This window comes from Arenibacter latericius DSM 15913, from assembly GCF_000424985.1.
In the GTDB taxonomy this organism is placed as follows: domain Bacteria; phylum Bacteroidota; class Bacteroidia; order Flavobacteriales; family Flavobacteriaceae; genus Arenibacter; species Arenibacter latericius.
Map to the genome: position 1 here is coordinate 15,142 of NZ_AUKX01000033.1, position 26,595 is coordinate 41,736.

Annotated in this window: 18 protein-coding genes; 10 read left to right on the forward strand and 8 right to left on the reverse strand. The window is 37.8% G+C overall.

Annotation, left to right across the window (positions count from 1 at the left end; all coding sequences use genetic code 11):
* Positions 1-38: 38 nt before the first annotated feature.
* Genes fmt through H344_RS0110950 form a run of 3 tightly spaced genes read right to left on the reverse strand, consistent with a single transcriptional unit; the run spans position 39 to position 3,429 of the window.
* Positions 39-986, reverse strand: coding sequence for a methionyl-tRNA formyltransferase (gene fmt, locus H344_RS0110940; RefSeq protein WP_026810361.1), 948 nt, complete (start codon positions 984-986; stop codon positions 39-41).
* Positions 986-2,887, reverse strand: coding sequence for a RecQ family ATP-dependent DNA helicase (locus tag H344_RS0110945; RefSeq protein WP_026810362.1), 1,902 nt, complete (start codon positions 2,885-2,887; stop codon positions 986-988). The genes fmt and H344_RS0110945 overlap by 1 nt, the downstream gene beginning before the upstream one ends.
* Positions 2,887-3,429 carry an AAA family ATPase gene (locus tag H344_RS0110950; protein WP_026810363.1) on the reverse strand — a complete coding sequence of 181 codons (543 nt, stop codon included), beginning with the start codon at positions 3,427-3,429 and terminating at the stop codon, positions 2,887-2,889. The genes H344_RS0110945 and H344_RS0110950 overlap by 1 nt, the downstream gene beginning before the upstream one ends.
* Positions 3,430-3,546: 117 nt before the next feature.
* Here H344_RS0110950 and H344_RS0110955 point away from each other — a divergent pair, with 117 nt between their 5' ends.
* The 3 genes from H344_RS0110955 to murA all read left to right on the forward strand — a co-directional run bounded on the left by H344_RS0110955 (position 3,547) and on the right by murA (position 5,903).
* Complete coding sequence (locus H344_RS0110955; RefSeq protein WP_026810364.1) at positions 3,547-3,834, forward strand: DUF493 family protein; 288 nt, start codon at positions 3,547-3,549, stop codon at positions 3,832-3,834.
* A gap of 92 nt (positions 3,835-3,926) precedes the next feature.
* The gene (locus H344_RS0110960; RefSeq protein ID WP_026810365.1) at positions 3,927-4,580 is read left to right on the forward strand and encodes a DUF4290 domain-containing protein; all 654 of its coding nucleotides are present in this window, start codon (positions 3,927-3,929) and stop codon (positions 4,578-4,580) included.
* A 15-nt stretch (positions 4,581-4,595) separates the two neighbouring features.
* Entirely contained in the window at positions 4,596-5,903 is a 1,308-nt protein-coding gene (murA, locus tag H344_RS0110965) for a UDP-N-acetylglucosamine 1-carboxyvinyltransferase (protein ID WP_026810366.1), read from the forward strand.
* A 111-nt stretch (positions 5,904-6,014) separates the two neighbouring features.
* On the opposite strand, the gene H344_RS0110970 is transcribed toward murA, so the two are convergent.
* The 4 genes from H344_RS0110970 to H344_RS0110990 all read right to left on the reverse strand — a co-directional run bounded on the left by H344_RS0110970 (position 6,015) and on the right by H344_RS0110990 (position 15,862).
* A complete protein-coding gene (locus H344_RS0110970; RefSeq protein WP_026810367.1) occupies positions 6,015-7,511 on the reverse strand; it encodes a SusD/RagB family nutrient-binding outer membrane lipoprotein in 1,497 nt (498 codons plus the stop codon).
* Between the two features lie 11 nt (positions 7,512-7,522).
* On the reverse strand, positions 7,523-10,552 hold the full coding sequence (locus tag H344_RS0110975) for a SusC/RagA family TonB-linked outer membrane protein (protein WP_157378235.1): 3,030 nt from the start codon (positions 10,550-10,552) through the stop codon (positions 7,523-7,525).
* A gap of 493 nt (positions 10,553-11,045) precedes the next feature.
* Positions 11,046-12,551, reverse strand: coding sequence for a RagB/SusD family nutrient uptake outer membrane protein (locus H344_RS0110985; RefSeq protein WP_026810370.1), 1,506 nt, complete (start codon positions 12,549-12,551; stop codon positions 11,046-11,048).
* Between the two features lie 11 nt (positions 12,552-12,562).
* Entirely contained in the window at positions 12,563-15,862 is a 3,300-nt protein-coding gene (locus H344_RS0110990; protein ID WP_034256462.1) for a SusC/RagA family TonB-linked outer membrane protein, read from the reverse strand.
* 333 nt (positions 15,863-16,195) lie between these two features.
* Between H344_RS0110990 and H344_RS0110995 the strand changes: the two genes are divergently transcribed.
* The 6 genes from H344_RS0110995 to H344_RS0111020 all read left to right on the forward strand — a co-directional run bounded on the left by H344_RS0110995 (position 16,196) and on the right by H344_RS0111020 (position 24,064).
* Entirely contained in the window at positions 16,196-17,098 is a 903-nt protein-coding gene (locus H344_RS0110995; RefSeq protein ID WP_034256464.1) for a dihydrodipicolinate synthase family protein, read from the forward strand.
* A gap of 112 nt (positions 17,099-17,210) precedes the next feature.
* A complete protein-coding gene (locus tag H344_RS0111000) occupies positions 17,211-19,238 on the forward strand; it encodes a GDSL-type esterase/lipase family protein (RefSeq protein ID WP_051254268.1) in 2,028 nt (675 codons plus the stop codon).
* A 45-nt stretch (positions 19,239-19,283) separates the two neighbouring features.
* Positions 19,284-21,335 carry a family 20 glycosylhydrolase gene (locus H344_RS0111005; protein ID WP_026810374.1) on the forward strand — a complete coding sequence of 684 codons (2,052 nt, stop codon included), beginning with the start codon at positions 19,284-19,286 and terminating at the stop codon, positions 21,333-21,335.
* Positions 21,336-21,348: 13 nt separating this feature from the next.
* Positions 21,349-22,002 carry a GDSL-type esterase/lipase family protein gene (locus H344_RS0111010; protein WP_026810375.1) on the forward strand — a complete coding sequence of 218 codons (654 nt, stop codon included), beginning with the start codon at positions 21,349-21,351 and terminating at the stop codon, positions 22,000-22,002.
* An 89-nt stretch (positions 22,003-22,091) separates the two neighbouring features.
* Positions 22,092-22,868 (forward strand): creatininase family protein, encoded by a 777-nt coding sequence (locus H344_RS0111015; protein ID WP_034256466.1) that lies wholly within the window; start codon positions 22,092-22,094, stop codon positions 22,866-22,868.
* A gap of 59 nt (positions 22,869-22,927) precedes the next feature.
* Positions 22,928-24,064 (forward strand): sialidase family protein, encoded by a 1,137-nt coding sequence (locus H344_RS0111020; protein WP_051254269.1) that lies wholly within the window; start codon positions 22,928-22,930, stop codon positions 24,062-24,064.
* A gap of 56 nt (positions 24,065-24,120) precedes the next feature.
* Here the strand turns inward: H344_RS0111020 and H344_RS0111025 are convergent, their stop codons facing one another.
* Positions 24,121-24,840 (reverse strand): FadR/GntR family transcriptional regulator, encoded by a 720-nt coding sequence (locus H344_RS0111025; RefSeq protein ID WP_026810378.1) that lies wholly within the window; start codon positions 24,838-24,840, stop codon positions 24,121-24,123.
* A 177-nt stretch (positions 24,841-25,017) separates the two neighbouring features.
* Between H344_RS0111025 and H344_RS0111030 the strand changes: the two genes are divergently transcribed.
* Entirely contained in the window at positions 25,018-26,184 is a 1,167-nt protein-coding gene (locus tag H344_RS0111030; RefSeq protein ID WP_026810379.1) for an AGE family epimerase/isomerase, read from the forward strand.
* Positions 26,185-26,595 lie beyond the last annotated feature (411 nt).

Consider the following 26,595-nt stretch of genomic DNA (forward strand, 5'->3'; position numbering starts at 1 on the left):
ATTAGGCGATTCTCGCTACCGTCAATGTACATAGGGGTTTAGCGCATATGGGCGTTTTTATCCAATTTTAAGCCGTTTAATACTTCTTTTGTCGTCATCCTACGTTTTCCTGGAAGTTGAATTTCTAGAAGGTTTATGTAGCCTCCCATTACTGCAACCTTTAACTCGTTTTTAGTGAAGCTTATAGCACCAAACTCCTCTTTGTGTTCTGCTTCTTCTTTAGTTGCTGTATAAATTTTCATGGTTAATTTATCTTCCCCATTATATAAAGTACTCCAAGCTGTAGGGTAGGGGCTTAATCCCCTTATTTTATTATATACCTTATCTATAGGTTTATCCCAAGCCAATTTACACGTATCTTTATGTAACTTGTGCGCAAGCTTTAATTGGCCATCGTCTTGCTGTTTCTCTGGGCTTACTTCTCCGGCCATTAGCTTTTCTACAGTTTTAATTACTAGTTTGGCTCCAAGAACCATTAATCGGTCATGAAGCGAGCCAGCTGTATCCTCTTCGCTAATAGAAGTTTTTTCTTGTAATAAGATTTCGCCTGTATCTATTTTTTCATCAATAAAAAATGTGGTAGCACCAGTTTCTTGTTCCCCGTTTATAATTGCCCAATTTATTGGCGCCGCTCCACGATAATTGGGGAGTAGGGACGCGTGTAGGTTAAATGTCCCCATATTAGGTATTGCCCATACAAGCTTTGGAAGCATTCTAAAAGCTACTACAATTTGTAAATCTGGTTTTAGGGCTCTTAGGTTTTCTAAGAATTCCTCATCTTTTAAATTAGTAGGCTGTAAAAGTGTTAACCCATTGGCGGTAGCATATTTTTTAACAGCAGATTCGTTTAATTTTCTTCCTCTACCAGCAGGTTTGTCTGGAGCGGTGATTACGCCCACTATGGGAAAACCTTCTTTGTGCAAGGCTTCTAATGTGGCTACTGCAAAATCTGGGGTGCCCATAAATACGATTCTCGGTTTTTCCATCATCTGTTTATTTCGTATTGATTTATTGAATTTATTCTAATCTTTCCGTCTTCTAATAATCCCTGTAAGGCTATAAGAACGGAGCTGTCCTTATAAGTTAGGATACGGGTTAAATCTCGGGAACTTTGACTATTTATGGATAAGTGCTTTAAAATTTCTTCTTTAATAATGGAGATAATATGTTGATCTACAGGATTCTTTTGAATACAGACATCACATTTACCACAATTAGGAGTGGTTTTCTCACCAAAATAGGAAAGGATTTGTTTGCTTCTGCAAACGGTGCTATTATTGGCATACGCCAAGATTTGATTCACATTCTCCGTTTTTACGGCTATAATCTGCTTTATTTTACTAGCAAAAATATTGATGGTACGTTCGTCTTCCCTAGGAACTAAAAAGGTAATCTCTAAGTCATTGTGTTGTGCATGATACTTAATAATTTCATCCTTCTCCATTTTCTCTAAAATGCGGATGATATCTTTTTCTGTTTTATTAACTTTTTTAGCGATTAAAAGCACATTTATTTTGGTGTTAAAATCGAACACGCCACCATAAGTACGCAAAATAGTCTGTATAATAGGAGCCGATACCTGATGCTTATCTATATAATCGAAAATTTCCCTTTTTGATGTAATAAATTGGATAGTAGTTTTCTGAGAAAACGATTCCGTAAGGGAGATAACCGAATTTTGATCTAATATTCGAAGTCCATTGTAGCTTAGGTTAGCTTTTAATTTATAGGTGTCACAAAAAGAATTAAAGGGTAATTGGAAGGTTTCTCCACTGCCTTCCCCAAAAGGAATTTGGAAATAATTGTTCAGTTTGTTGTAGAGGAGTTTTATAAAGGTCACATCTGGTAATGCTCCTAAAAACTGATTGCGTACTTGGGATTTATCCTTTTGGTTTAAAATCATCACGGCTTGAGCTGGCTCCCCATTTCTTCCTGCTCTTCCAGCTTCTTGGAAATAATTCTCCATACTATCAGGAATTTGGTAGTGGATTACCAAGCCAACATCGGCCTTATCTATTCCCATCCCAAAGGCGTTTGTGGCTACCATCACTTTTACCTTGTTTGTTAGCCAATGGTCTAACCGCTCTTCCTTTTCCTTTTTGCTTATTCCACCGTGAAAAAAAGTGGCCGTATGCCCTAATTGGGTTAAATAATTCGCGATTTCAACCGTCATTCTTCTATTGCGAACGTAGACAATGACACTAGATTTCGCTTCTCGGCATAATTCTCTTAACCTATAGTTTTTATCTTCATCCCATATAACATTAAAGGTAATATTATTTCTTGCAAAGGAGTCTTTTACCTTAAGGGGGGCATTTAGTTTTAGGTTTTCGCAAATATCCTGTATAACCAAATCGGTTGCAGTAGCAGTTAGCGCTATTACAGGCACATTGGGCACTAGATCCCTAATTACTGAGCATTCTAGATAGGCAGGCCTAAAATCGTTTCCCCACTGCGATATACAGTGAGCCTCATCTATGGCGATAAGGTTTACGTTCATTTGCTGTATGCGATCCCTAATTAGTGTTTGTTGTAAGCGTTCTGGAGAAAGATATAGAAACTTATAATTTCCATAAAGGCAGTTGTCTAAAAGCTGGTTCACCTCTTCATGGGAGATTCCACCTGTTAGGGCAATGGCCTTTATCCCTAGGGATTTTAATGATTCTACTTGGTTTTTTATCAATGCAACAAGGGGTGAAATTACTATGCAAATTCCGTCATTAGCTAAGGCAGGAACTTGAAAGCAGATCGATTTTCCTCCACCCGTAGGGAGGAGTGCCATCACATCCTGTCCGCCCAATACCGCATGGATAATTTGCTCCTGTGAATTTTTAAAATCCTGGAATCCCCAATATTTTTGTAATATCTCCTTGGGTTGCAATTGCACTAGATAGTATTTAAGCTATTTAATATAAAAGTAACTCTTTCATCTACACTTCCCTTGGGGACTTCAATAATGTTGTATCCATATTCCTTATAGGTTTTTTCTAAAAATGAATGGATACGGACGGCTTCTTCATAGCTTTCATACCGCTCATTGTCCGAAGCGTGAATCTCTTTCCAAGGTGGAAGTAAAAAAACATGGTCATATCTTGGCGTTTTACATTGCTCTACAAAATGAGGTCCGTAAGCTTGACCGAAACAATCCATATAAGCAATGACATCTGGGAGGCCACGATCAAAGAAAATTAAGGGCTCGTCAATTTTTTCTGAAGCATAAAATTGTTTTGCTCTCCCTTCCATAATACGTTCACTAAATAGTAAGGGATCCGTTTTAAACAATTGTGGAATTCCCTCTTCCCTAGCTTTTAAGGTAATTTCTCTGGAAATTTCTTCGTAGCAAAAATGACCAAGTGCTTCTATTTTATTAATGATAGAAGTCTTGCCAGTGCTAGGTCCACCTGTGATGACAATTTTTTTAGAATTCAAATAATGAAATTTAGTGTTTCGAAAAATATATGAGAAAATAGTCCTGCAAAGAAAGGAAATACCCCAAAGATTAAAAAATTGACAAGGATACTTTATATATTTGCCAAAAAAATGGGCATGGATCAAGATAAATCGAAGGAATTTTATAGTCGACTTAAAGAGCAATTATCAACCGTAAGTAAGTGGCCATCTGACTACTTGTATAAGTTTATAGTTCCTACTAATGAGTTAAAGATTAAGGAGATAGAGAATTGCTTCAATAATACAGGGGCCGTAATAGAATCTAGAACTTCTAAGAATGGTAAATATACCAGTTTGTCCATCACGGTTAATTTGAAAAACCCAGACGAAGTTATTAAATTATATAAGGAAGTAGGGAAGGTAGAAGGGGTAATATCGCTATAAAATAGCATATCTAGCATAATTTTATTAATTTGCAACCGTTATTAAGAATACTTCTCTTATCATAACATAAATCATAGCAAAAACATTTCAATTTGAATTTAGTAGAAAACTTAGAATATAATACTGAGCGCTCAAAGCTTATTATTCCCGAATATGGTCGTCATTTTCAAAAAATGGTAGACTATGCGGTTACCATAGAGGACGATGAAGAGAGAAATAAGGTGGCAAATGCTATTGTTAGCGTAATGGGTAATATTCAGCCACACTTACGTGATGTTCCAGATTTTCATCACAAATTATGGGATCAGCTGTTCATAATGTCAGATTTTAAACTGAACGTAGAATCTCCGTTTCCAATTACTTCCAAGGAAGTATTGCAAAAAAGACCAGAACCTTTAGAATATCCGCAAAACTTTCCAAAATATAGGTTTTATGGTAACAATATTAAAAGAATGATAGATGTTGCTGTAAAATGGGAGAAAGGCGATAAGCGTGCGGGTTTAGAGTACGCTATAGCCAATCACATGAAGAAGTGCTACCTTAATTGGAATAAGGATACAGTGGACGATAAAGTTATTTTTAAGCACTTATATGAGCTTAGCAACGGGGAGATTGATCTTGCTACTGACGGTGAAAACCTAACTGATAGCGGTCAGTTTTTAAAAAATCGCGTAGCTAAGACCCCAAGAAACTCTTCGTCAAAAAAATCTCAAAGAAATCATTCTCGCGGTAAAAAGCGTTACTAATATTTTCCACCTTTTATGGGAACATTTAAAATAGAGGGCGGTCACCAATTACATGGTGAGATAACGCCACAAGGGGCAAAGAATGAAGCCCTTCAGATACTTTGTGCTGTATTACTTACCCCAGAAGAAGTATCCATAACCAACATTCCAGATATTGTAGATGTCAATAAACTGATCTCCTTATTAAAGGATTTGGGAGTAAAAGTCCAGAAAAAAGGTCAGGGGGCTTATAATTTTAAGGCCGATGATATCAATCTGGATTACCTTCAATCTGCTCAGTTTAAAGAAGATGGTCGTGGATTGCGTGGTTCAATAATGTTGGTAGGACCCTTATTGGCTCGGTTTGGGAAAGGTTATATCCCAAAACCAGGAGGCGATAAAATTGGTCGTAGACGATTAGATACTCATTTTGAAGGCTTTATTAAATTGGGAGCCAAATTTAGGTACAATAAAGAAGAACATTTTTACGGGGTAGAAGCAGATCGTTTGCAAGGAACCTATATGTTATTAGATGAAGCTTCCGTAACAGGAACTGCTAATATTGTAATGGCAGCTACGCTAGCAGAAGGTAAGACTACTATCTATAATGCCGCCTGTGAGCCTTATTTGCAGCAGTTGTGTAAGATGCTCAATAGAATGGGGGCGAAGATTAGTGGTGTAGGATCTAACTTGCTAGAAATAGAAGGAGTAGAATCTTTAGGAGGTACGCAACACCGAATGCTTCCAGATATGATTGAAATTGGTAGTTGGATAGGGTTAGCAGCCATGACCAAAAGTGAGTTGACTATTAAAAATGTAAGCTGGGACGATTTAGGGCAAATCCCTACTGTTTTTAGAAAACTAGGTGTACAGCTAGAGCGTAGGGGAGATGATATTTTTATCCCTGAGCATAAAGATGGTTATAAAATTCAAAATTATATAGACGGATCTATTTTAACGGTATCGGATGCTCCTTGGCCAGGGATGACTCCAGATTTGTTAAGTATTATCCTTGTGATGGCTACCCAAGCGAAAGGGGAGGTCTTAATTCACCAGAAAATGTTTGAAAGTCGACTTTTCTTTGTAGATAAGTTAATAGATATGGGCGCTAAGATTATTCTTTGCGACCCGCACAGAGCTACTGTAATTGGGCACAATTTTAAGTCGAACTTAAAGGCGACCACTATGGTTTCTCCGGATATACGTGCGGGAGTTTCCCTGCTTATAGCCGCTCTGTCTGCTAAAGGTACTTCTACCATTCACAATATTGAGCAAATTGACAGAGGTTATGAGAATATAGACACCCGTTTAAGAGCTATAGGAGCTAAAATAACTAGAGTATAAGAATGTCTATGAGGAGAGAGATTTATCTTCTTTAGAGGTTATTAAAACGTAAAAAAAACTCCCGTGAAGATGATTCACGGGAGTTTTTTTTATGATGAGTGACAACGGTTATTATTCGGCAGTATTCCACCAAAGTGGCGTAGTTAACCGGATATAGGGATTGTTATCGGGCATATTAACATAGTTCCTATCTTCTTCGTTATACTCGTACATCATGGCTTGAATCCAGTCATCGTCATTAGGAAAAATATCCAAATTTACGTTTTCAGGTCTTTGCAAGCCATGATAAATAGCTTCACTATAGTCCATTCTTCTCATATCTACCCATGTCTCAGGGTTTAAAACATTGGCAATATATTTCTGAACAAAAATATGGGATAGCCCCAAATTATCTTCTCCTATCTCTACGTCCAACATCGTCATATAGTCCAAGATCTGATTAGAGGGCACCATTAGCTTTTCAAAATCAGCTCTTACTCCTTCCTTAAAATCTGCATAGGCACCGGCCTTGTCTCCTTTTCTAAACTTAGCTTCAGCAGAAATAAACTTAACCTCGCTATAGGTAATCATGTAGGTGGGAGAGCTTGCACTGGTATAAAAGCCACCATTACCTAGGGAGTAATCGTCTGCAGGGTTCCCTGCAAGACCGCGACCAATAACTACCCCATGGTAACCACCATTAACGGCTTCTGGAACAATAATTTCTAATCTAGGATCTTGAAAAGGAGTACTTAGGTTGAGTGGATTTTTTAACAAATTCACAAAGAAATCTGAAAAGAAATCAAACCTAGAGGAGCCATATCCGTTGGCGCTAAAGGGTTGATTGTCATTTTCTGCTTCACCACCTCCATAGTTTTTCTGAGCGTTTAATTCATTAGAATTTATAGCATTGTTGCAGGCTTCAATGATAGCATCTGGATTATACGCCATATCACCAGAAGATTTCTTGCTTAGATGATTTAGATATCTCGCTTTAAGGGAATACGCAAATTTTTTCCAGTTTTCCTGATTGCCGCCATAAAGTACGTCACCATTTTCTTGGTTAAGAGTAATTGTGCTACTTTCATCCAAGTGCATTATTGCTTCGTCTAATAACTGGAAAATGGTTTTATAAGCTTCTTGTTGTGTTACAAATTTAGGCGTAATGTTCATGGAAGACTCTCCGTCATAAGTGTCTCCAATTACTATATCGCCATATTGATCAGTAGTCATTCCCAAAATATAAGCTTTTAGGATTTTTCCAACAGCTACAAAATTCGGGGATTCATGTTTTTTACCTAGAACAATTAAATCTGCTGTATTAGGCAGGGCATAAACATAGGCATTTTGCCAAAGGAAATACCTTCCTGTTGTAAAGGTATTGCTCCAAGTTTCAGAATCGTAATTAGCAACGTTCTGTGCTCCATACTGTACAACTCCCAATACTTCGCGCATCCCGCGATACTGTGCAGTTCCCGTAGTATTTTCAATTGCGCCCTGAATTCGGTACTGAGGGGCTAGTGATGTGGTTGTAGGGGCTGTTTCAGAACCATTCACATCAAAATAATCATCTGAACAGGAGGTGCTCGCTATAAGCACCGTTAACCATAAATATTTAACTATTTTCATCTTTGTCTTTTTTAGAAAGTAAATTTTAATCCTAGATCGAATCCTCTTGTACTTGGAGTTCCCAAGTTGTCTATGTACATAGATCCTGCTCCAGATATGCCGGCACCAAAAGTGTTAATTTCAGGATCAATTCCACTATAGTCGGATATGGTAAATAAATTTCTACCGGTTGCATAAACTTGTAGTGAATTAATTGAAATTCTTTCTAGTATATTTTTAGGGAAATTATAGGATAGCGTAACATACCTTAATCGGGCAAATGATCCATCTTCTATAAAATTCTCTGAATTAGCGGAATAGTAATTTTGAAAATAATTTTGATTCTTTAAAATAGGAACCTGATTTGGATTTCTATCTACTGTAACCCCAGTAATAGTTGTAGTCTGACCCCTATCTAGTGTATTAGTGCTAAGCCCATAATAAGCTAAAGCAGATTCGGTAGCATTGTAAATATTTTGTCCCTGAACGATATCTAGCAAAAACGATAATTTTAAGTTTTTGTAACCTACACTATTGGTAATTCCTAAGGACCAGTCTGGCAGCCTATTTACATTAGTATAGGTATCATCGGTTAGGATAGGGTAGCCGTTAGAGTTTACTACTACCTCTCCATTGTCATTTAGTTGTGGACGTTTCCCTCGTAGTCCAAATAAAGAGCCATCCAAGATAGCGGCACCTGCTGCAGAATTTCGGAAAGTCCAAGAGTCAGAAAGGTATACTTCACTTAAAAATCCGGGAAGATCTAACACTTTGCTTTTATTCATGCCGAAGTTGAAATCCATTCCCCAAGAAAATCCATTGTTAGAATCCATAATTCTAGTAGTAAGTAAGGCTTCAACTCCAGAGTTTTCAATGGTTCCACCATTAAGGGTGGCGTAGAAAGTCCCTGTTGTAGGAGGGACGCGGATATCTCTTAGAATTTGATTCTCTGATTTATTTTTGTAATAACTTAGGTCTAATGACATCCTATTCCCTAAAAACCTCATATCAGCACCTATCTCCAAACTGTTGGTAAATTCTGGCGCTAGATTTGGATTACCTACATTTACACCGTTCCATGTGTATGCAGAACTTGCTAGACCATTAATGTTGGTACCCAGTGAGCTTTCTAAAGCCCCAATAGGCGCATCTTTACCTACCCGAGCCCATGTGGCCCTAAGTTTTAGGTAGTTTAACCCATTGTCCGTTTTAAGATTATCGATTAAATCTGTGAGGACTGCAGAAGTACCTACAGACGGATAGAAGAAAGACCTTTTGTCTTTCGGAAGGGTAGAAGACCAGTCATTTCTTCCAGTTGCCGTTAGAAATATGGCATCTTTCCATGCAAATTGAAGTTCTCCAAAAACACCTACGATTCGTTTTTTGGTAATTATCTCATTTATTTGCTGATTTTCAATAAGGATATTTCCTATACTATATATCCCAGGTGCTTGAAAACCACGTCCGCTACTATAGGTAGTTCTAACATCTAGCTCTTCTACCGAGTTTCCAGCCATAGCGTCTATAGTGAAATCTGTGGATACCTCTTTGTTATACCGCAATATAAAATTGGAGGTAAGGCTACTGTGGTCTTTTTCAAATTGACTTATACTGCCTTTGTCCTGATTTTCGATTAAAGAACCGTCGCCGATTACTTTCTTATTAAATTCGGAATAGGTATCAATCCCTAACTTGTAGGACAGGTTAAAGTCCTCCAAAAACTTGTAATTAAGGCTAATTACCCCTAGAAGTCGTTTTACCTGATCTGTATTTGGGCTATTATTAATACTCCAATATGGATTATCGAATTGCTGATCTAGGAAAAATTGCTTCTGAGAGCCATCTGCATTGCTATAATCTTTGGCGTTTACGTTGGAAGGATAGGCAAGCAAACTTCTAAAGCTTCCTCCGGTTGCATTTCCTTGTCTAGTACTTGCTGTTTGAGTGTCAATATAATTACCAGACACTCCTAAGGTTAGATTTTTTCTTATATTGGAATTTAAATTCACTTTAAAAGAGGTCTTATCATAACTGGTACTCTCGATAACTCCTTCTTGGGAAATGTCTCCAATAGAGAAATACATATTCCCCTTTTCGTTTCCATTAGAGTAACTTACATTGTGGTTTTGTGTAATAGCGGTTTGGTAGATATCCTTTAAGTTATTGAAAAGCGGTGAACCTGAAGCGATTGGCTCTCCCCAAGAGAATTCGGATTCTGGATCATAGGTAAAGGAACTGTCTGTACCTATTTGCATGCCTTGACCATATGTAGTTTGTACTTCCGGGGTTCCCAACACATTATCTGCGGAAATGGATCCCGAGTATGATACTTTGCTAACTCCGGCTTTTCCTTTTTTAGTAGTGATGATAACGGCTCCTTCAGATGCCTGAATTCCGTATAGTGCAGCGGCAGTGGGCCCCTTAAGTACTGAGATACTTTCAATATCCTCAGGATTAATATCAGATGCACGGTTGGTACTAGCTACAATTAAACTAGAACTAGTGGAATTATCTATTGGAATACCATCTACTACAAAAAGAGGTTGGTTGTTTCCGGTTATAGAAGTACCTCCACGGATTAGGATTACAGAGGAAGCTCCAGGAGCACCTCCAGAATTTACTACCGTAACTCCAGAGATTTTTCCCTGAAGACCATTAACCATATTGTTTTGGTTCCCTTCCAATAATTGTTCCGCATTAATGGCTTGTACGGCATTGGTAAGAGATTTCTTTTTACTTTCATTACCAAAAGCGGTAACCACTACTTCATCTAAACTAGTGGTATCTTCTTTTAAGGTAACATTTAAAGTGGTTTGTGACCCTACGGAAATTGTTCGGGGTTGCATTCCTAGATAGGAGAATAATAGATTATCACCTTCTTTTGCGTTAATGGTGTAAAACCCATCAAAATCCGTAGTGGTTCCTGTAGTGGTTCCTACAACCAGTACAGTGACTCCTGGTAAGGGGACACCGCTATCGTCGGTAACCTTACCTTTTATGCTTTGTCCATGTCCAACGATGGAGCATAGCATAATACATGCAAGCATTAATTTTAATTTCATAATTGGTTTAGTTGATTTATTTAATACAAGTATATTAAAATTTGTCCATACGATTCACTTAGAACAAGTAGTAAATTTTATTGAAATTAAATGCGAATGTGCTGGTGTTGATGGTAAAGTTCTGGTTTTCAGGATGGTTATGTCTTCAATAAAAGAGTGTTAGGTGGTATGGTATTAGATTAAGTGGCTGATAATAAAGTTAAAAGGAGAGAGAGTAGGTTTAGGAGCGTTCTAATATGAGGAAGGGCAGTATAAGTTTGTTTCTTTAACTGCAGTAGAAATCACGCTTAAAGTTGATTACTCAATAATTTATCAGGGTGATCATACTAATCCGTTCTGGGCCTCCTATTCCGGTGTGGACGTGATTACCCAAGGTAGTTGCTATAAATGCGCGGGTTGCGTTGACTAAGAGAAGTATTAAACAAAAAAAAGGAGGGGTTGATTCCCCTCCTTTAATTAAAAAAAACAACTAAACTAATTAACTAATACTAACTTAATTATACCCAGGCGTTTGTTCCAACAATGGGTTTCTTCCGATCATATCCGTGGTAATAGGCAATACCATTTTGTATTCATCCCCAGGGCTTAAGAATTCAATATTGTCCAGTACATAATTGGTACCAGCCCTTCTTAGGTCCCACCATCTTTTACCTTCTCCAATAAACTCTTTATAGCGCTCATTAAGTATGGCATTGGTATTGTCTGTCTCGGAACCGTTGGTATAACCGTGGGTAAGAACATCATAATTATCCCCGTAGGCTCTCTCACGAATTTCGTTTATTTCGCCTGATGGATCTTCGCCCAAAAGGTTTTTGGCTTCAGCCAAAAGCAACAACACATCTGCATATCTATAAATTGGCACGTCATTCTCAAAGATTCTTTCGGAACCAACGATAGGACCAAGAAATTTATTGAATACAGAGCCAAAATAGGCAGACTCGTCATAGGTAGGATATCCCGTTCCCCCGTTGTCGTCCGTGTATAACCTAATAAAAGTGGCATCCTTACGGCTATCGTCATTGTCATCCAATAAAAGGATGGTTTTTTCGGACTGCCCGTAACGGTTGGCGCCATCGATTACAAAAGTTTCCATGGAATCCCCGTTATCATTAAAAGTAGGGTTGATTTCCGTACTTCTACCGGTATGGCTATTGTAAAAGTTTTCAGCTTCGTCTTGCTTATAATCCAGAGCAAAAATAAACTCGATGTTATCTTCATTGTCAACTCCCCATAAATCTTCAATACTAGGAGCTAAGTCCACACCAAGTGAGGCAATCTGCTCCAAAGCAGTTTTAGCCTCTGTAAAATCGGCATTGCCGCCACCAAGTAAGTTTCCGGACCAGATGTAAACATCACCTTTAAGGGCCAAGGTTGCCGCTTTGGACCAATAGGACCTACTGCCCTCAAAAAAACTGTTGTCAGATCCAAAAGCACTCAAAGAGGCTGTTATGTCCGACTTGATCAAGTCCATTACCGCACTTTGTGGAGATCTTTCCCTAGCTAAGGACGCAGGATCTACAACACCTAATGGTTCCAATGTAATTGGAACATCGCCCCATGTCTTCAATAAAGTGTAGTAATACAAGGCACGTAATCCGTAAGCTTGACCTAACATATGGGTTTTGTCACCTTCATTAATGAAATCAATATTGGGTACATTTACCAAGAAATCGTTCAATCTATGGATTCTGGTATATAATCCTGCCCAACCTCCAAAAGGGGCCGTCGCTACCGTAATATCCGATCTGATCAAAGACTCGTTAAAAGGTGATTCAAAAGCTCTTCCGCCCCATATATCACTTCTAATTTCTCCCAATAACCATAGGTTTTGGGCGGAAGATCTTAAGTTTCCGTACAAGCCCGAATGGGCGGTTCTTGCTCCAACTTCTGAATCCCAGAAACCTTGTGCCGTTAATTCACTGGGACTGGTCAGCTCCAATTCGCTCTCACATGCCCCTAAGGCAAATGAAACTATTAATATGTATATGTATTTTTTCATTTTATTAAAATTTAAAATGTTAAGTTAAGTCCAATTGTAACAGTTCTTGGTACTGGGAAGGCTCCATATTGTATACCTCCTACTTCTGGAGTTTCCCCAGTATAGCTCTTAAAGTAATGTAGGTTGCTTCCTGTAACAAAAATGTTCAGTCTTTTAATAACATCCTTAAAATATTCTGAAGGAACGTCATAACTTAGGGTTACCTCCCTTAAAGCGAAGTAATCCCCCTTCTCCCAGAACTGGGCATTTCCAGCGTTTAATAAACTGGAACTATCGTCATATTCTCGTCCTTCACCACCTCTCCAAACATTCTTTGTTCCGTTTACAAATACAAAACGTGGCCATTCGGTGTCTGTATTATTGGGTGTCCAAGAATCCAACACTTCTGTTGGTTGGTTTAGGTTACCCTGTGTTTGACCATAACCTTTGTTTCTAATATGGTTCCATATTAAATGTCCTGTCGCAAAATCCGTTTTTACAAACAGGTTGAAGTTCTTGTACCTTAAACTAGTTGTTAAACCCCCAAGAAAATCCGGGGTAATTCGTCCAATAGCCTTTCGGTCCAGGCTATTGATAACGCCATCGCCATTTTGGTCCTTCCATTTTACATCTCCGGCAAAGTGCTTAAACTTGTCCCCAGGTAAAAAGGTATCCTCAATGCCTGCATCTGCATCTGCATCTGCTTGATCGGTATAAATACGTTCTTGTTCATAGGCAAAAACAAGGTCGTTCCCTACGCGTTGTCCTTCCTGTAGACCCCCAACCCATTCTTCTTGACCAGTTTTTGCATTCCAGATCAATTGTCCGTTCTGCCTATTTAAATCATTGGCATTTTCAGGAAGCTTTATCACATAATTCTTATTGGAAGTAATGGTTGCCCCAACATTCCAAGTCAAATCTTCGTTCTTGATAATATCGCCGTTCAGCTGCAATTCAAAACCTTTGTTCCTTATTGTACCGTTGTTGGTCAATATACTGCTAAACCCAGTATAATAAGGTAAGGTAAGATCGGCTAACTTGTCTTTAATGTCCCTTGAGTAGACATCGGTTATTATTGTAAGTCGGTCATTAAAGAACGAGATATCCAGACCGGCATTAAGGGTGGTCGATTTTTCCCACTTTAGGTCCAATGTAGGCAATAGGGAGTTTGCATAACCAGTTTGTCCACTATAAATACCTTGACTACCATAAGCGCCAAAAACCCCATAATTAACAGGTACATTAAAACCTCGTATGTCCTGTGTACCTCCCAAAACTTCCTCATTACCATTGACACCATAGCTCAATCTTGGTTTTATCCTAGAAATGGTATTGCTGATTTCAGAATCAGAAAAGAAACTCTCATTATGCAAGTTCCAACCAAGGGATACACCTGGAAAAAAACCGGTTTTATTGTTCCCCAATCTGGACGACCCGTCATTTCTAAAGGTAAAGCTAAATAAATATTTATAGTCAAAATCGTATAATAATCTACCAAATGCGGATGAAATTACATACTCAGTTTCAAAGCTAAAAGGAACACCATCGGCTTCTGCGCCTTCGCTCAAGGTAGGAATTAAATCTGAAGGAGAATTTCTTGTTCCCGCAAAAGTAGTGTAGAAATTATTTTTAAAATACTCCGCACCGATCAGTGCATTGAAATTATGTTTATCAAAACGCTTTGTATAATTTAGGGTTCCGGTCAATTGATTTCTCAAAGTCCTTTCTAAACTCACTGAAGCCTCCCTAGTAGTTCTTAATGGGCCTGTAGTACTTCCCGTCCTATACGCTTTATTGAAGCTTTCGTCATGATTGTTAATGGTGAAATGGCTTCCATTTACGGCGAGGATTAAATTATCCAATATATTCCAGTCTAATCCAACAGATGCAGATAAACGCTGCTCTAGATTTTTTCTGATAAACTTATCTTGGAAGTAAAGAGGGTTACCAAATCCTTGGTTTTGTCCAACAGTATAAGTGTTAGAGAAGGTACCGTCAGGATTATTGTCATAAGTTCTAGAAGTAGGTGCTTGACTTTGGAATCTTCTAAATACAGTATCATCACCTCCTAAAGGACTCCTACTTAAATTAGAATGAGAGTATAGTACATTAGAGTTGACTTTTATTTTGTCTGAAATTCTATAAGATCCAGAAAATTTACCAGAATACCTTTTAAATCCAGAGCCTAATGCCAATCCATCGTTATCTAAGTATCCTAAACCTAAATAGTAAGATCCTTTTTCGTTACCTCCGTCAAAAGATAGGTAATGATCTTTAGAGGCACTTGTTTGATAAATACGATCGCCAACAGTTTTGTTATCGTAAAACAATATTTGTTGAGATGGGTTTAAAACATCTGGTATAGCATTCCATCCAGGCTGGTTTAATAAATACTGGTTGTCTGCGTTTAGCAATTGTGTGGTAAATGGGGAGTCAATAGTGTTTCCTCCAGTACCCATTGCGTTGGCTCCATCCAAAAATGCGCCAAAAGATCCAGGATTGTTAATTGCTTCTCTGTACCAAGCAATTGATTGTCTGTTGTAGTTAATGAAATCTGCTGCACCAATATACTTTTGGTCGTTTCTTTCCTCGTTCATACTATACTTATACTTATAGTTGATAGAGGATTTTCCAACTTTACCTGTTTTAGTGGTAACCAAGATAACGCCATTAGCAGATCTTGCACCATATATTGCTGTCGCTGCAGCATCTTTTAAAACTTCAATAGACTCAATATCGTCCGAGTTTAAGGCGTAAAACGATCCGGGAATTCCGTCAATTAATACTAAAGGTGAACCTGTCCCATCAAAATTAGTTCCTCCACGTAAGACGATTTGCGGAGTAGAACCAGGCTGACCAGTGGTATTTGTAACCCTTAAACCTGCGATAGTTCCTTGTAATGCTGTAGCGGCATTAGACCTAGTGGAGCTCTCTAAAATTTTGGTGTCTAATTTAGAAACCGAAGTGGTTAAGGTGGCCCTAGTTTGCGAACCGTAACCGGTTACAACAACCTCGTCTAATAAGGCTGAGTCTTCCTGTAGTACAACATCTATGGTGTTTTGGATGCCTACTGGAATACTTTGAGTTGTAAATCCAATATAGCTAAACACCAAAATAGCACCCTCGCTAGCTTGAATGCTGTAATTTCCGTCAAAGTCTGACTGAGTACCTGTTGTGGTGCCCTTGACTAAGACGTTAGCCCCAGGTAGAGGCTGCCCACTGCCATCGGAAATAGTTCCGCTGACTGTTTTTTCCTGTGCATACAAACCGCCCATAAATAGAAAGGCAGATAGTGCGAGCACATACTTCAAAAGTTTGTTTTTGTGTATCATTTTGTTAGTTCTTATGTATTACATAATGCAATAATATCGAAAATATAAACATTAACAAAACTTTTTGATTTATTTCTAAGGGGTGAATTTTGAGATTTAAGGGGTAATTATTAGTCAAGTTTGTTAATATCTTATTTTAGTTAGTTGTTTTTTAATATTACTTTAATCTAATCTCAGATTGAGAATAATCTGGTTTAGCATTGTATCATTGGGGATTGTTGGGTTTAGAGGTTTTGGGATAAATAATTTCTATATTTCCGAAATAATATATATTGTACAGCTCAAAATCTTTAATTAAGTTTGTATTATGTATAACATAATTGAAAAATAGATATGAAAGGACTTATAGCAGCGACCTATGCACCAATGCACCAGGATTCTTCGCTTAATTTGGGGATTATTCCACAGTATGCGGAATTCTTAATTGGTAATGGGGTTAAAGGCGCATTTATAAACGGATCTACAGGGGACTTCGCTTCACTGTCCGTTGCTGAAAGGAAAGAAATTACCACGGCATGGGGTGAAATTAAATCGACTGATCTTTTTGTTATAGATCATGTAGGGCATACCAGTTTAAAAGAAGCAAAGGAATTAGCTAAACACGCTGCAGATAAGGTAGATGGTATTGCTGCTCTTGCACCTTATTACTTTAGATTGTCTGATATTAATAAGTTGGTAGAATATTGTAAAGAGATAGCCGCTTGCGCTCCTAATATTCCTTTCTATTACTACCATATTCCTGTGCTAACAGGAGCAAATTTCAATATGGCAGAATTCTTAGAACTCGCTACCCCACAGATTCCAAACCTTGCCGGCATTAAGTTTACTAACAATAATCTTATAGATTATAAGTATTCCAAAGAATTTAACAATGGCTCTGCTAATATCCTTTTTGGGTTCGATGAAATATTGCTTTCTAGCTTGCCTTTTGGTGCAGATGGATGGGTAGGTAGTACTTATAATCATTTGGCGCCATTATACTTAGCTGTTATTGAAGCTTTTAATAACAACGATCATGAGTTGGCCGCAGATCTTCAACAGAAATCCATGAAATTTGTGGATACATTAAATGCTAAAGGCGGATTTAACGGTGCTGCAAAATCGTTTATGAAAGCATTAGGTCTAGATCTTGGTCCAAGTAGATTTCCACATGTTACGCTTACCGATTCACAGATAGAGGAGGCAAAGGCTGAATTAGATGCATTGGGAGTTACGTCTTATTTAGGTAAGATTTAAAGGGATACAAGCCTTAAGCGAGTTTATTGTTCGCTCCCTGTGGAAGATGAATTGTTTTAACAGTATTAAATTGAGATATTTTTATTTGCTTACAATTTTACTTACTTTTTCTATGCAGGGACAAAAAATAAAAGTCGCCTGCGTAGGGAATAGTGTTACCTATGGTACCCGGGTAGCAGAAAGGGAGCGAAACGCTTATCCTGTGCAATTACAGGAATTGCTTGGTGATAATTATGAAGTGGCCAATTTTGGTTATCCAGGAGCAACGGCACTTAAAAATGGGCATAAGCCCTATTGGGATAATCCTATTTTTAAGGAGTCTAAGTCCTTTCAGCCCAACCTAGTTATTATTCATCTTGGTCTTAATGATCAGGGGAATAATAATTGGCCAGCGCATAAGGAGGAATTTGTCTCTGATTATCTAGACCTAATTCAAGAATACAGAAACCTTCCTTCTTCTCCTGAAATTATTATCTGTAAAATGTCCCCTTCCTTTTCCGGTCATCATTGGTTTGAAGAAGGGATGCGCGAAAATTACCAGGAAATTCAAGCTAAAATCGACACAATAAGAGAACTAGCAGGTGTTGATGTGATAGATTTACAAGAACCTTTGTATCGCTTCCCCGAATATTATGCAGATGATCTTCATCCCGCCAAGGAAGGAGCTACAATTATCGCTAATAAAATAGTTCGTTTTATAAGCGGGAATTACGGTGGATTAAAGCTTCCCTTGCTATATGGGGAAAATATGGTTTTCCAAAGAAATGTACCCTTGGTTATTAATGGTACGGCCAACGCTTTGGACAACATAACGGTACGTTTTAACGGTGAGACAATACGAACAAAAGTATCCCCGCACGGACAATGGGAGGTGGCATATCCTGCTAAAGAGGCTGGCGGACCTTATAAGCTTTCTATAAAGTCTAAGAAATCGGGAGAGATTAGTATATCTAAAGTCTATATAGGCGAAGTGTGGCTAGCTTCCGGTCAGTCCAATATGGGTTTTAAAGTAAAAGATGAGCAAAACGCGACTTCTATCTTAAAAGATTCCCTAAATGCGAATGTTTTCCTTTTTTCAATGGATCCTAAGGCGCATACCAGTAATCATACCTTTACAAAAGAAGAGTTGCAAAACAGTAATGCAGCAAATTATTTTGAGCCTTCTGGTTGGAGTAATAAGCCTGGTGCTATTATGGGAAATTTTTCTGCTATAGCTTATTCCTTTGCATATAACCTTCAAAAAGAACTAAATATACCCATAGGAATTGTAAATAACGCGGTAGGTGGTTCTACCACCCAGAGTTGGATTAGTAGGGAAGCTATGGAAACAACACACCAAACCATTAGTTTGCTAAATGATACCCATCTAAATCCCTTGGTACAGCTATGGGTGTCCGAGCGAAAAGCAAAAAATTTAGCTAGCATGAAGGACTTTGGAATAAAAGCCAGACACCCTTTTGATCCTACTATGTTGTTTGATGCGGGTATTTACCCTATTAAGGACTATGCTATAAAAGGTGTAATCTGGTATCAGGGGGAATCCAATGCAGAGCGAGAGGAGTTGCATTCTAAATTGTTTAAAATGTTGGTTTCCGATTGGCGTAATCATTGGAATAATCCAGACCTGGCATTTAACTTTGTACAGTTGAGTAGTATAAACAGGCCTAATTGGGGGGTGTTTAGGGATTCTCAACGGAGATTGTTGTCCATTCCCAATACAGGAATGGCCGTATCTTTAGATGTGGGGCATCCTACGGATGTGCATCCCAAAGAGAAGTGGGTATTAGGTAAACGCTTGTCTAATATCGCTTTAGCAAAGAATTATGGCTTTAATATTCCGCATTCAGGACCTTTATTAGATTATGTGAATGTAAATAATAGCGTTTTGGAAATTCATTTTTCCCATGCAGACGGTTTAAGAACCAATGATGGGAAGGCTGTTCGGGATATAGAAATTGCTGGTGCCGATCAAGTATTTGTAAAGGCAGAGAGCCAAATTAATAATAATGTTTTAGAGGTGTGGAATAAGAGCGTTGAGAAACCAAGATATGTTAGGTATGGATATAGTTCCTATACTGATGGGAATTTGATTAATAAACATGGTCTCCCTGCGTCTACTTTCTCCAATTTGGTAGATTAGTAAATCCCAAATAATCCTTATCTTTTAATTAACCTTAAAAAATTCATGGAAACTATTTTTAATAATACATTTACTAAAAGCGTATATAAAGGACTAACGGTCTTGGTTGTAGCACTATTTTCTTTAAGTGTTAATGCGCAGATAGAATTTAATAAACTAGCTAAGAAATACCCTATAATTCCGACCCCGCAGGAAGTGGAGTATGGGAATAATGAAAGAGCTTTTAAATCCATTAGCATTATTAGGAACGATTTTGAAAACCTAGATTTGTCGCCACAAAAGGTGGTGGATTATGATGGAATCTGGGTGGAATCTAAAGGGATGCGAATCCAATTAATAAAGGATGACCAACAACCTAATGAGGAAGGGTATTCTTTAAAAATTGATAAGAACATAACTATTACAGCACCTACCGTAAAGGGTGCTTATAATGGGCTTCAGACGTTAAGACAACTGATAAGAAGTAAAGGGAGAAGGTTTACCCTGCCTCAGGTAGATATAAAAGACTGGCCAGCCTTTAAGATCCGAGGTTTTATGCACGATACTGGACGTAATTTTCAAAGTATAGAACAACTAAAAGAGCAAATAGATATCCTTGCTCAATATAAATACAATGTTTTTCATTGGCATTTAACCGATGATCCAGGATGGCGTTTGGAAAGTAAATTATATCCAGAATTAAAAGCAGATAAATCTTTTAGCAGACACGTAGGGAAATACTATACTCAAGAAGATTTCAAGGAAATATTGGCCTACTGTAAAGAGCGTCAAATAACCTTAATCCCTGAATTCGATATTCCAGGGCATACCAATGCCTTTAGAAAGGCTTTTGGGATTAAAACTATGAAGGAAGAAAGGGTGCTTCCTATTCTTATCGATCTTTTTGATGAGCTGATGGGGCTTGCCGATGCTGAAGAAATGCCATACATCCATATAGGGACCGATGAAGTAAGAAATGCGCCTGAATATGTGGAGGACGAGATGATTCTTACTCTAATGAATCACATAAAAAGTAAAGGGCGTGAGCTAATAGTTTGGAAGGAAGGTATTGTAATTGAAGAAGATTCAACCTCTATAAATCAACTTTGGGCACAGCATAATGTGCGTGAGGGACACCGATTTATTGATTCTAGAGCTAATTATATTAACCATTTGGATCCTTTTGCTGGGATGGCACGACTGTTTTTTCAGCAACCCTGTAGACAACCAGCTGGAGATTCATTGGCTTTGGGAGGTATACTTTGTGCCTGGCCAGACAATAATGTGGCAGAGGAACGTGATATTTTAAAACAGAATCCAATTTATCCTTCTATAGTCTTTTATTCAGATGCTATATGGAAGGGGAGAGAGAAAAATTATCCTGAGTACTGGGCTAAACTCCCCCCAAAAGGAACAGAGGAGTTTAATAGGTTTAAGCATTTTGAAGACAAAGTGGTAGTGCATAGGGATTTGTTTTTTAAGGGTAAAGAATTTCCTTATGTAAGGCAAACTGATGCTTCATGGAAGGTTGTAGGTCCTTTTGATCATAAGGGTGATCTTACAACTTCTTTTCCAGTTGAAAAGGAGCTAGCACCTTCTTATTTGGTGGATGGTAATGAGTATTCGTGGGACGATAGTCCTGTTGGAGGAACCATACATTTAAAGCATTTTTTCGGTTTCCCAGCAATCACAAACGCTAAAGATGGCACCTACTATGCTTATACTAAAATTTACTCCCCAGAAACTAGGGAACAGGCATTTTGGGTAGGATTCTATGGGTGGTCTAGATCTGGAGGTAGAAGGGGAGGACCCGCACCTAGTCTTGGACAGTGGCATATTACCGAGCCAAAAATTTGGGTGAACAATAAGGAAATCTTGCCCCCAGTTTGGAAACAGCCGGCATTGGCAGTAGCTACGGATGAGATTCCATTCGTAGACGAAGATTATTTTTATAGAGAGCCCACTATGATAAAATTGAATAAGGGGTGGAATACTATACTATTGAAAGTTCCACATGGAGGTGGTTCCTGGAAATGGATGTACACCGTAATGCCAATAGTCATTGACGGTAATGATGTTAGGGAAGTTACCGATTTAAAGTTTGATGCCTCCTTTTAATTGATAAAAGCGTATGAAACCATTGTATTTTTTTATTGGATTTATATTAATGGCCTTAAGTGCAGAAGCACAGTCATTCTCTGACCATTATTATAAGCGGAAAGCACAATTTGAAGCGGAACCTGATACCCAGGGGGAAATAATCTTTCTAGGGAACAGTATTACCGAAGGTGGAGATTGGAGGGCACTATTTCCCAATAAAAATGTGGTGAATAGAGGAATAAGTGGCGATGTAACCGTGGGTATTCTCAACCGGTTATCCGAGGTAACCTCTTCCCAACCAAAAAAATTATTTCTTCTAATTGGGACTAATGATCTTGCTAGGGGGAAGACAGAATCTTATGTAGTAGATCATGTGGCATCCATTTTGCAGGAAATAAAAAGTGAATCGGGAAATACGGAATTGTTTTTGCAAAGTATCCTTCCTGTAAATCCTACAGTAGGTGATAAATTCATGGGTCATAAAAAGAATCAGGAATTGATAGTCTCCGTGAATAGCGTGTTAAAAGACCTTTCCAAGAGGATGAATGTAAAATTTATTGATCTCCATAAAAAGTTTAGGAACTCAAAAGGAGAATTAAAAGCGAGATATACCCATGATGGATTGCATTTGAATGAGAATGGTTATCAGAAATGGAAGAAGGTCTTAAAGCCTTATCTAAAATAAATTGGAGATATAGTGCTCAATTTTAAGGTATAGATTGTGTAACAACGGGTGAATCTGTACATTAAGGATCATTTTAAATAGAATAAACTATGAAGAAGCAAAATATCAGACCTTACGTATTGGCAGAAAATAATTGGAAATCGGTAAAAGAAACCGATTACCAGGTAGCTGTGTTACCATGGGGTGCAACGGAAGCCCATAATTATCATTTACCATATGCAACAGATAATATTTTAGCTGAAAATGTTGCGTTGGAAGCCGCAAAACAAGCTTGGGAAAATGGTGCGAAGGTGGTGGTGTTACCAACTATACCTTTTGGGGTGAATACTGGGCAGATGGATGTTAAGCTTTGTATGAATATGAGTCCTAGTACGGAATATGCGGTTTTAAGGGATGTGGTACAGGTTTTGGACGCACAGAACATAGATAAACTAGTTATTGTAAATGGGCATGGTGGAAATAACTTTAAACAATTTATAAGAGAATTAAGTTTAGAGTTTCCAAAAGTGTTTGTCTGCGCTTTAAACTGGTGGAATAACACGGATCCGAAACCTTATTTTGATGAACCAGGAGATCACGCTGGGGAATTGGAAACTTCCGTAGTTATGCATTTAACTCCACAATGGGTTTTAGATTTAAAAGAAGCTGGATCTGGAGCAGCCAAAACCTTTAGAATAAAAGGTTTAAAAGAAGGTTGGGTGTCCTCGCAACGTAGGTGGACACAAGTAACGGAGGATACCGGTGTTGGAAATCCGGAATTGTCCACTGCCGAAAAAGGAAAGAATTTTTTCGAGGTTTCTGTTAAGAATATAGGAGAGTTTTTGGAGTCTCTTTCTAAAGCGGACGTTAATGATATGTACAAATAACAAATCATAAACACTTAAATAAGAGAATAGTAGAATAATTATAATTTAATAAACGTAAAATGAAAAAAGTATTTTTTGGGCTGTTACTTGGTACCAGCATGATCTTATCAGGACAAACGGAGAAGCATAAAATTGCCGATGGAGTAAAGGTTTATCAAGACCTATTTAATGCTGACGAGGTAGATGGAGTAGCCTGTTTTAGAATTCCTGCGATTATTACCGCCCCTAATGGAGATCTTATTGCCGCTATTGATGAACGGGTCCCTGGTTGTGGCGACCTTAAATTTAGTAAAGACATCAATATTGTAATTAGAAGGAGTAGTGATAATGGGAAGACTTGGAGTGATATAGAAACTGTAGTGGACTTGCCATACGGACAGTCGGCTTCCGATCCATCGCTTATAGTGGACCGCGATACCAAGGAAATTTTTATGTTCTATAACTATATGGACTTGGATAAGGAAAAGGATGTTTACTATTTCCAAGTTGTTAAAAGTTCTGATAATGGAAAAACTTGGACAAAGCCAGAGGATATTACTAGTCAGATTGCCAAAGAAGAATGGCATAAAGATTTTAAGTTTATTACCTCAGGACGTGGAATCCAGACTAGAGACGGGAAGTTATTGCATACTATGGTGAACCTAAATAGCGGACTTCATTTGTTTGCAAGTGATGATCACGGAAAATCTTGGTATTTAATAGACACGCCTATACAGCCTGCAGATGAGTCAAAAGTAATTGAACTTGCTGATGGTACTTGGATGATTAATGCTCGTGTAAATGGTGCAGGAATGCGTTATGTGCATCGTTCAACTGATGAGGGTAAAACATGGACTACTGCAGAAGAACCAGAACTTATAGATCCTGGTTGTAACGCTAGTATAATAAGGTATACTGCTATTGAAGACGGCTATAAGAAAAACAGATTGCTTTTTTCTAATGCAAAAATGGAAAAAGGAAGAATGAATATGACTGTTCGTGTGAGTTATGATGAAGGAAAAACTTGGACAGAAGGGAAAACGATCTACTCAGGTGGTTCCGCGTATTCTTCTTTGACAGTGCTAAAAAATGGAGATATAGGATTGTTTTTTGAGCAAGATGGGTATACTAAGAATCCATATGTGAGCTTCTCCTTAAAATGGTTAACAGATGGTGATGATAAGTATAAGAAGCCTTCTAAGAGAAGGAGAAAATAATTTTAAAATTATTAACTTCATTCAATAAAGAGTAAAAAAATAGCGGGCATTGCCCGCTATTTTTTATTGTTTTTAAATATTCTATCGAAATGAGGTTCTAAATGCCTTCTCATAGCAACCCTAAAGGTTTCTGGGGTGCCTACTTTTAAATTATCCAATAACATTCTATGGGTAACAAACTGACCGCTAGAATATTGATAATCTTTTAGATTGGTTTCACTCTGGTGAACAAACTCGAATACGGGGAGTAATAAATCTTGGAACTTTTTGAGGGTGGTGTTGTTAGACATTTCATAGAGTTTCCCGTGAAATGCTATCTCCTTATCTAAAGAAAACATGCTCTTATTATAACTAGTCTCCTCTTCCAAGACTACAATTTTTTCTAAATCCTCTATATCCTTTTGGGTTTTATGCTCAAAAAGAAAATCGGCCATCCCCATTTCCATTATAAGTCGGAATTCAAATAAATTTTTCAGTGTGCCTGAAGCCAAAAGAGTGGGGTCTAACATGCGCTCAAAATTATGCATAATATCAGGGTTGGTGATAATCATTCCCCTGTGTTTCTTAGACTCAATTATCCCTAATGTACGCAAGCGTAGAATAGCCTCTCTTACTACAGTGCGACTAACCCCTAATGATTGGGCGAATTCCATTTCCTTAGGTATAGCATCACCCGCTTTTAAATTGTTTTCCTTAATAAACTGTAATAAACGCGCTTCTACTTTATCTGCAAGAGATAAGGTTTCTAAGGGTTCTATTTTTGAAAAATTATTCATAATATTGGTTGGTTTATTTTCATGACCAGCAAAGATTTCAATACTTCAAGGTGCAAAAATAGCATTGTAATTGAATTATACTCCTTAAGTCAGTCTATTCTCAACTATTTCTAGAATAGAACACAACTAATATAAGAATATTTTTTAGATTTGTATTATGTATAACATAAGTTGATAATGAAAAATTCTACTCTTTATAAAAATACCCTATTAAACGATGTAATTCCGTTTTGGGAAAAACATTCCCTTGATTTGGAGCATGGAGGCTATTTCACCTGCTTGGATCAAACGGGGGAAGTGTTTGATACTGATAAGTTTATATGGCTTCAAGGGCGACAGGCTTGGACGTTCTCGATGCTGTATAACCAAGTGGAGAAAAATCCAAAGTGGTTAGAAATTGCAAAATCGGGAATCGATTTTCTTAGGAAGCACGGTATGGACAAAGATGGAAACTTCTATTTCTCCGTAACCAAGGAGGGTAAGCCATTAGTGCAGCCTTATAATATTTTTTCAGATTGTTTTGCTGCAATGGCATTTAGTCAATATGCAAAGGCGACAGGTGATGAGGTGGTAAGAGAGTTAGCTAAACAGACTTACTATAATATCTTAAAGAAAAAGGACAATTCTAAGGGGATTTATGAGAAGAATACGGATGTAAGACCTTTAAAAGGATTCTCTTTGCCGATGATTCTCTCTAATTTGGTCTTAGAGTTAGAAGATGTTCTGGACAATGATGAAATAGAAAGAACCATAAACTTCAGTGTAAACGAAGTAATGGATGTCTTTTTGCAAAAAGATTCCGGTATTATATATGAATTTGTAAATCCAGATGGTTCTCTTAGTGATAGCTTTAACGGTCGGTTATTAAATCCTGGCCATGGTATTGAAGCTATGTGGTTCATGATAGATATAGGAGCTAGGAGAAACGATACGGAACTAATTGATAAGGCTACAAAGGTTATATTAAATATACTTGATTACAGTTGGGATGAGGAACATGGCGGAATTTTCTACTTTTTAGACGCTATGGGAAAACCACCGCAGCAGTTGGAATGGGATCAGAAACTATGGTGGGTTCATTTAGAAACCTTAGTGGCATTAGCAAAAGCTTATGAACACACCGGGAACAAGGAAATAGGAGAGTGGTACCAAAAAGTACATGACTATGCATGGACTCACTTTTCAGATCCAGATAACGGTGAATGGTTTGGATACCTCAATAGGGAAGGAAAACCTTTACTGACCTTAAAAGGAGGGAAGTGGAAAGGATGTTTCCATGTACCAAGAGCTATGTTCCAATGTTGGAAGAGCTTTGAAAACATAGAAGCAAAAGATAGTGAATAGGATTTAGTACATAGTATTGAGATTTGAGTGTTTATAGACCGATTGCTCGTACTTAACTTAGTTAGATCAATAAATAATAAAGTAAGGCTTCTCCTTTAAGATCAAGGAGGAGCCTTTTTTTTGTAAAAACAAAACGGAGGGATTGTTTTATAGTATTAAGTACAAGGTAGTTAGGATTAAGATTAGAATTTAGTAGTGAGAATTGAGTATTGAGTCCCTTATTAAGTTAAAGATCTCTTATCAAAAGAATTGGCTTGATCAGCGAACTCATGCTAGGACTTTATCATGCTTTTCGGAAGCGGACAATTTTTTTAAAATCTAAAAAATGGGGATTAATAGTAATTCAGAAATATGGCTTTATCCAAAGTCCTCCCTAGGCAAAGTGTTGATGGTTAAGTAGTTGGGTTTGCT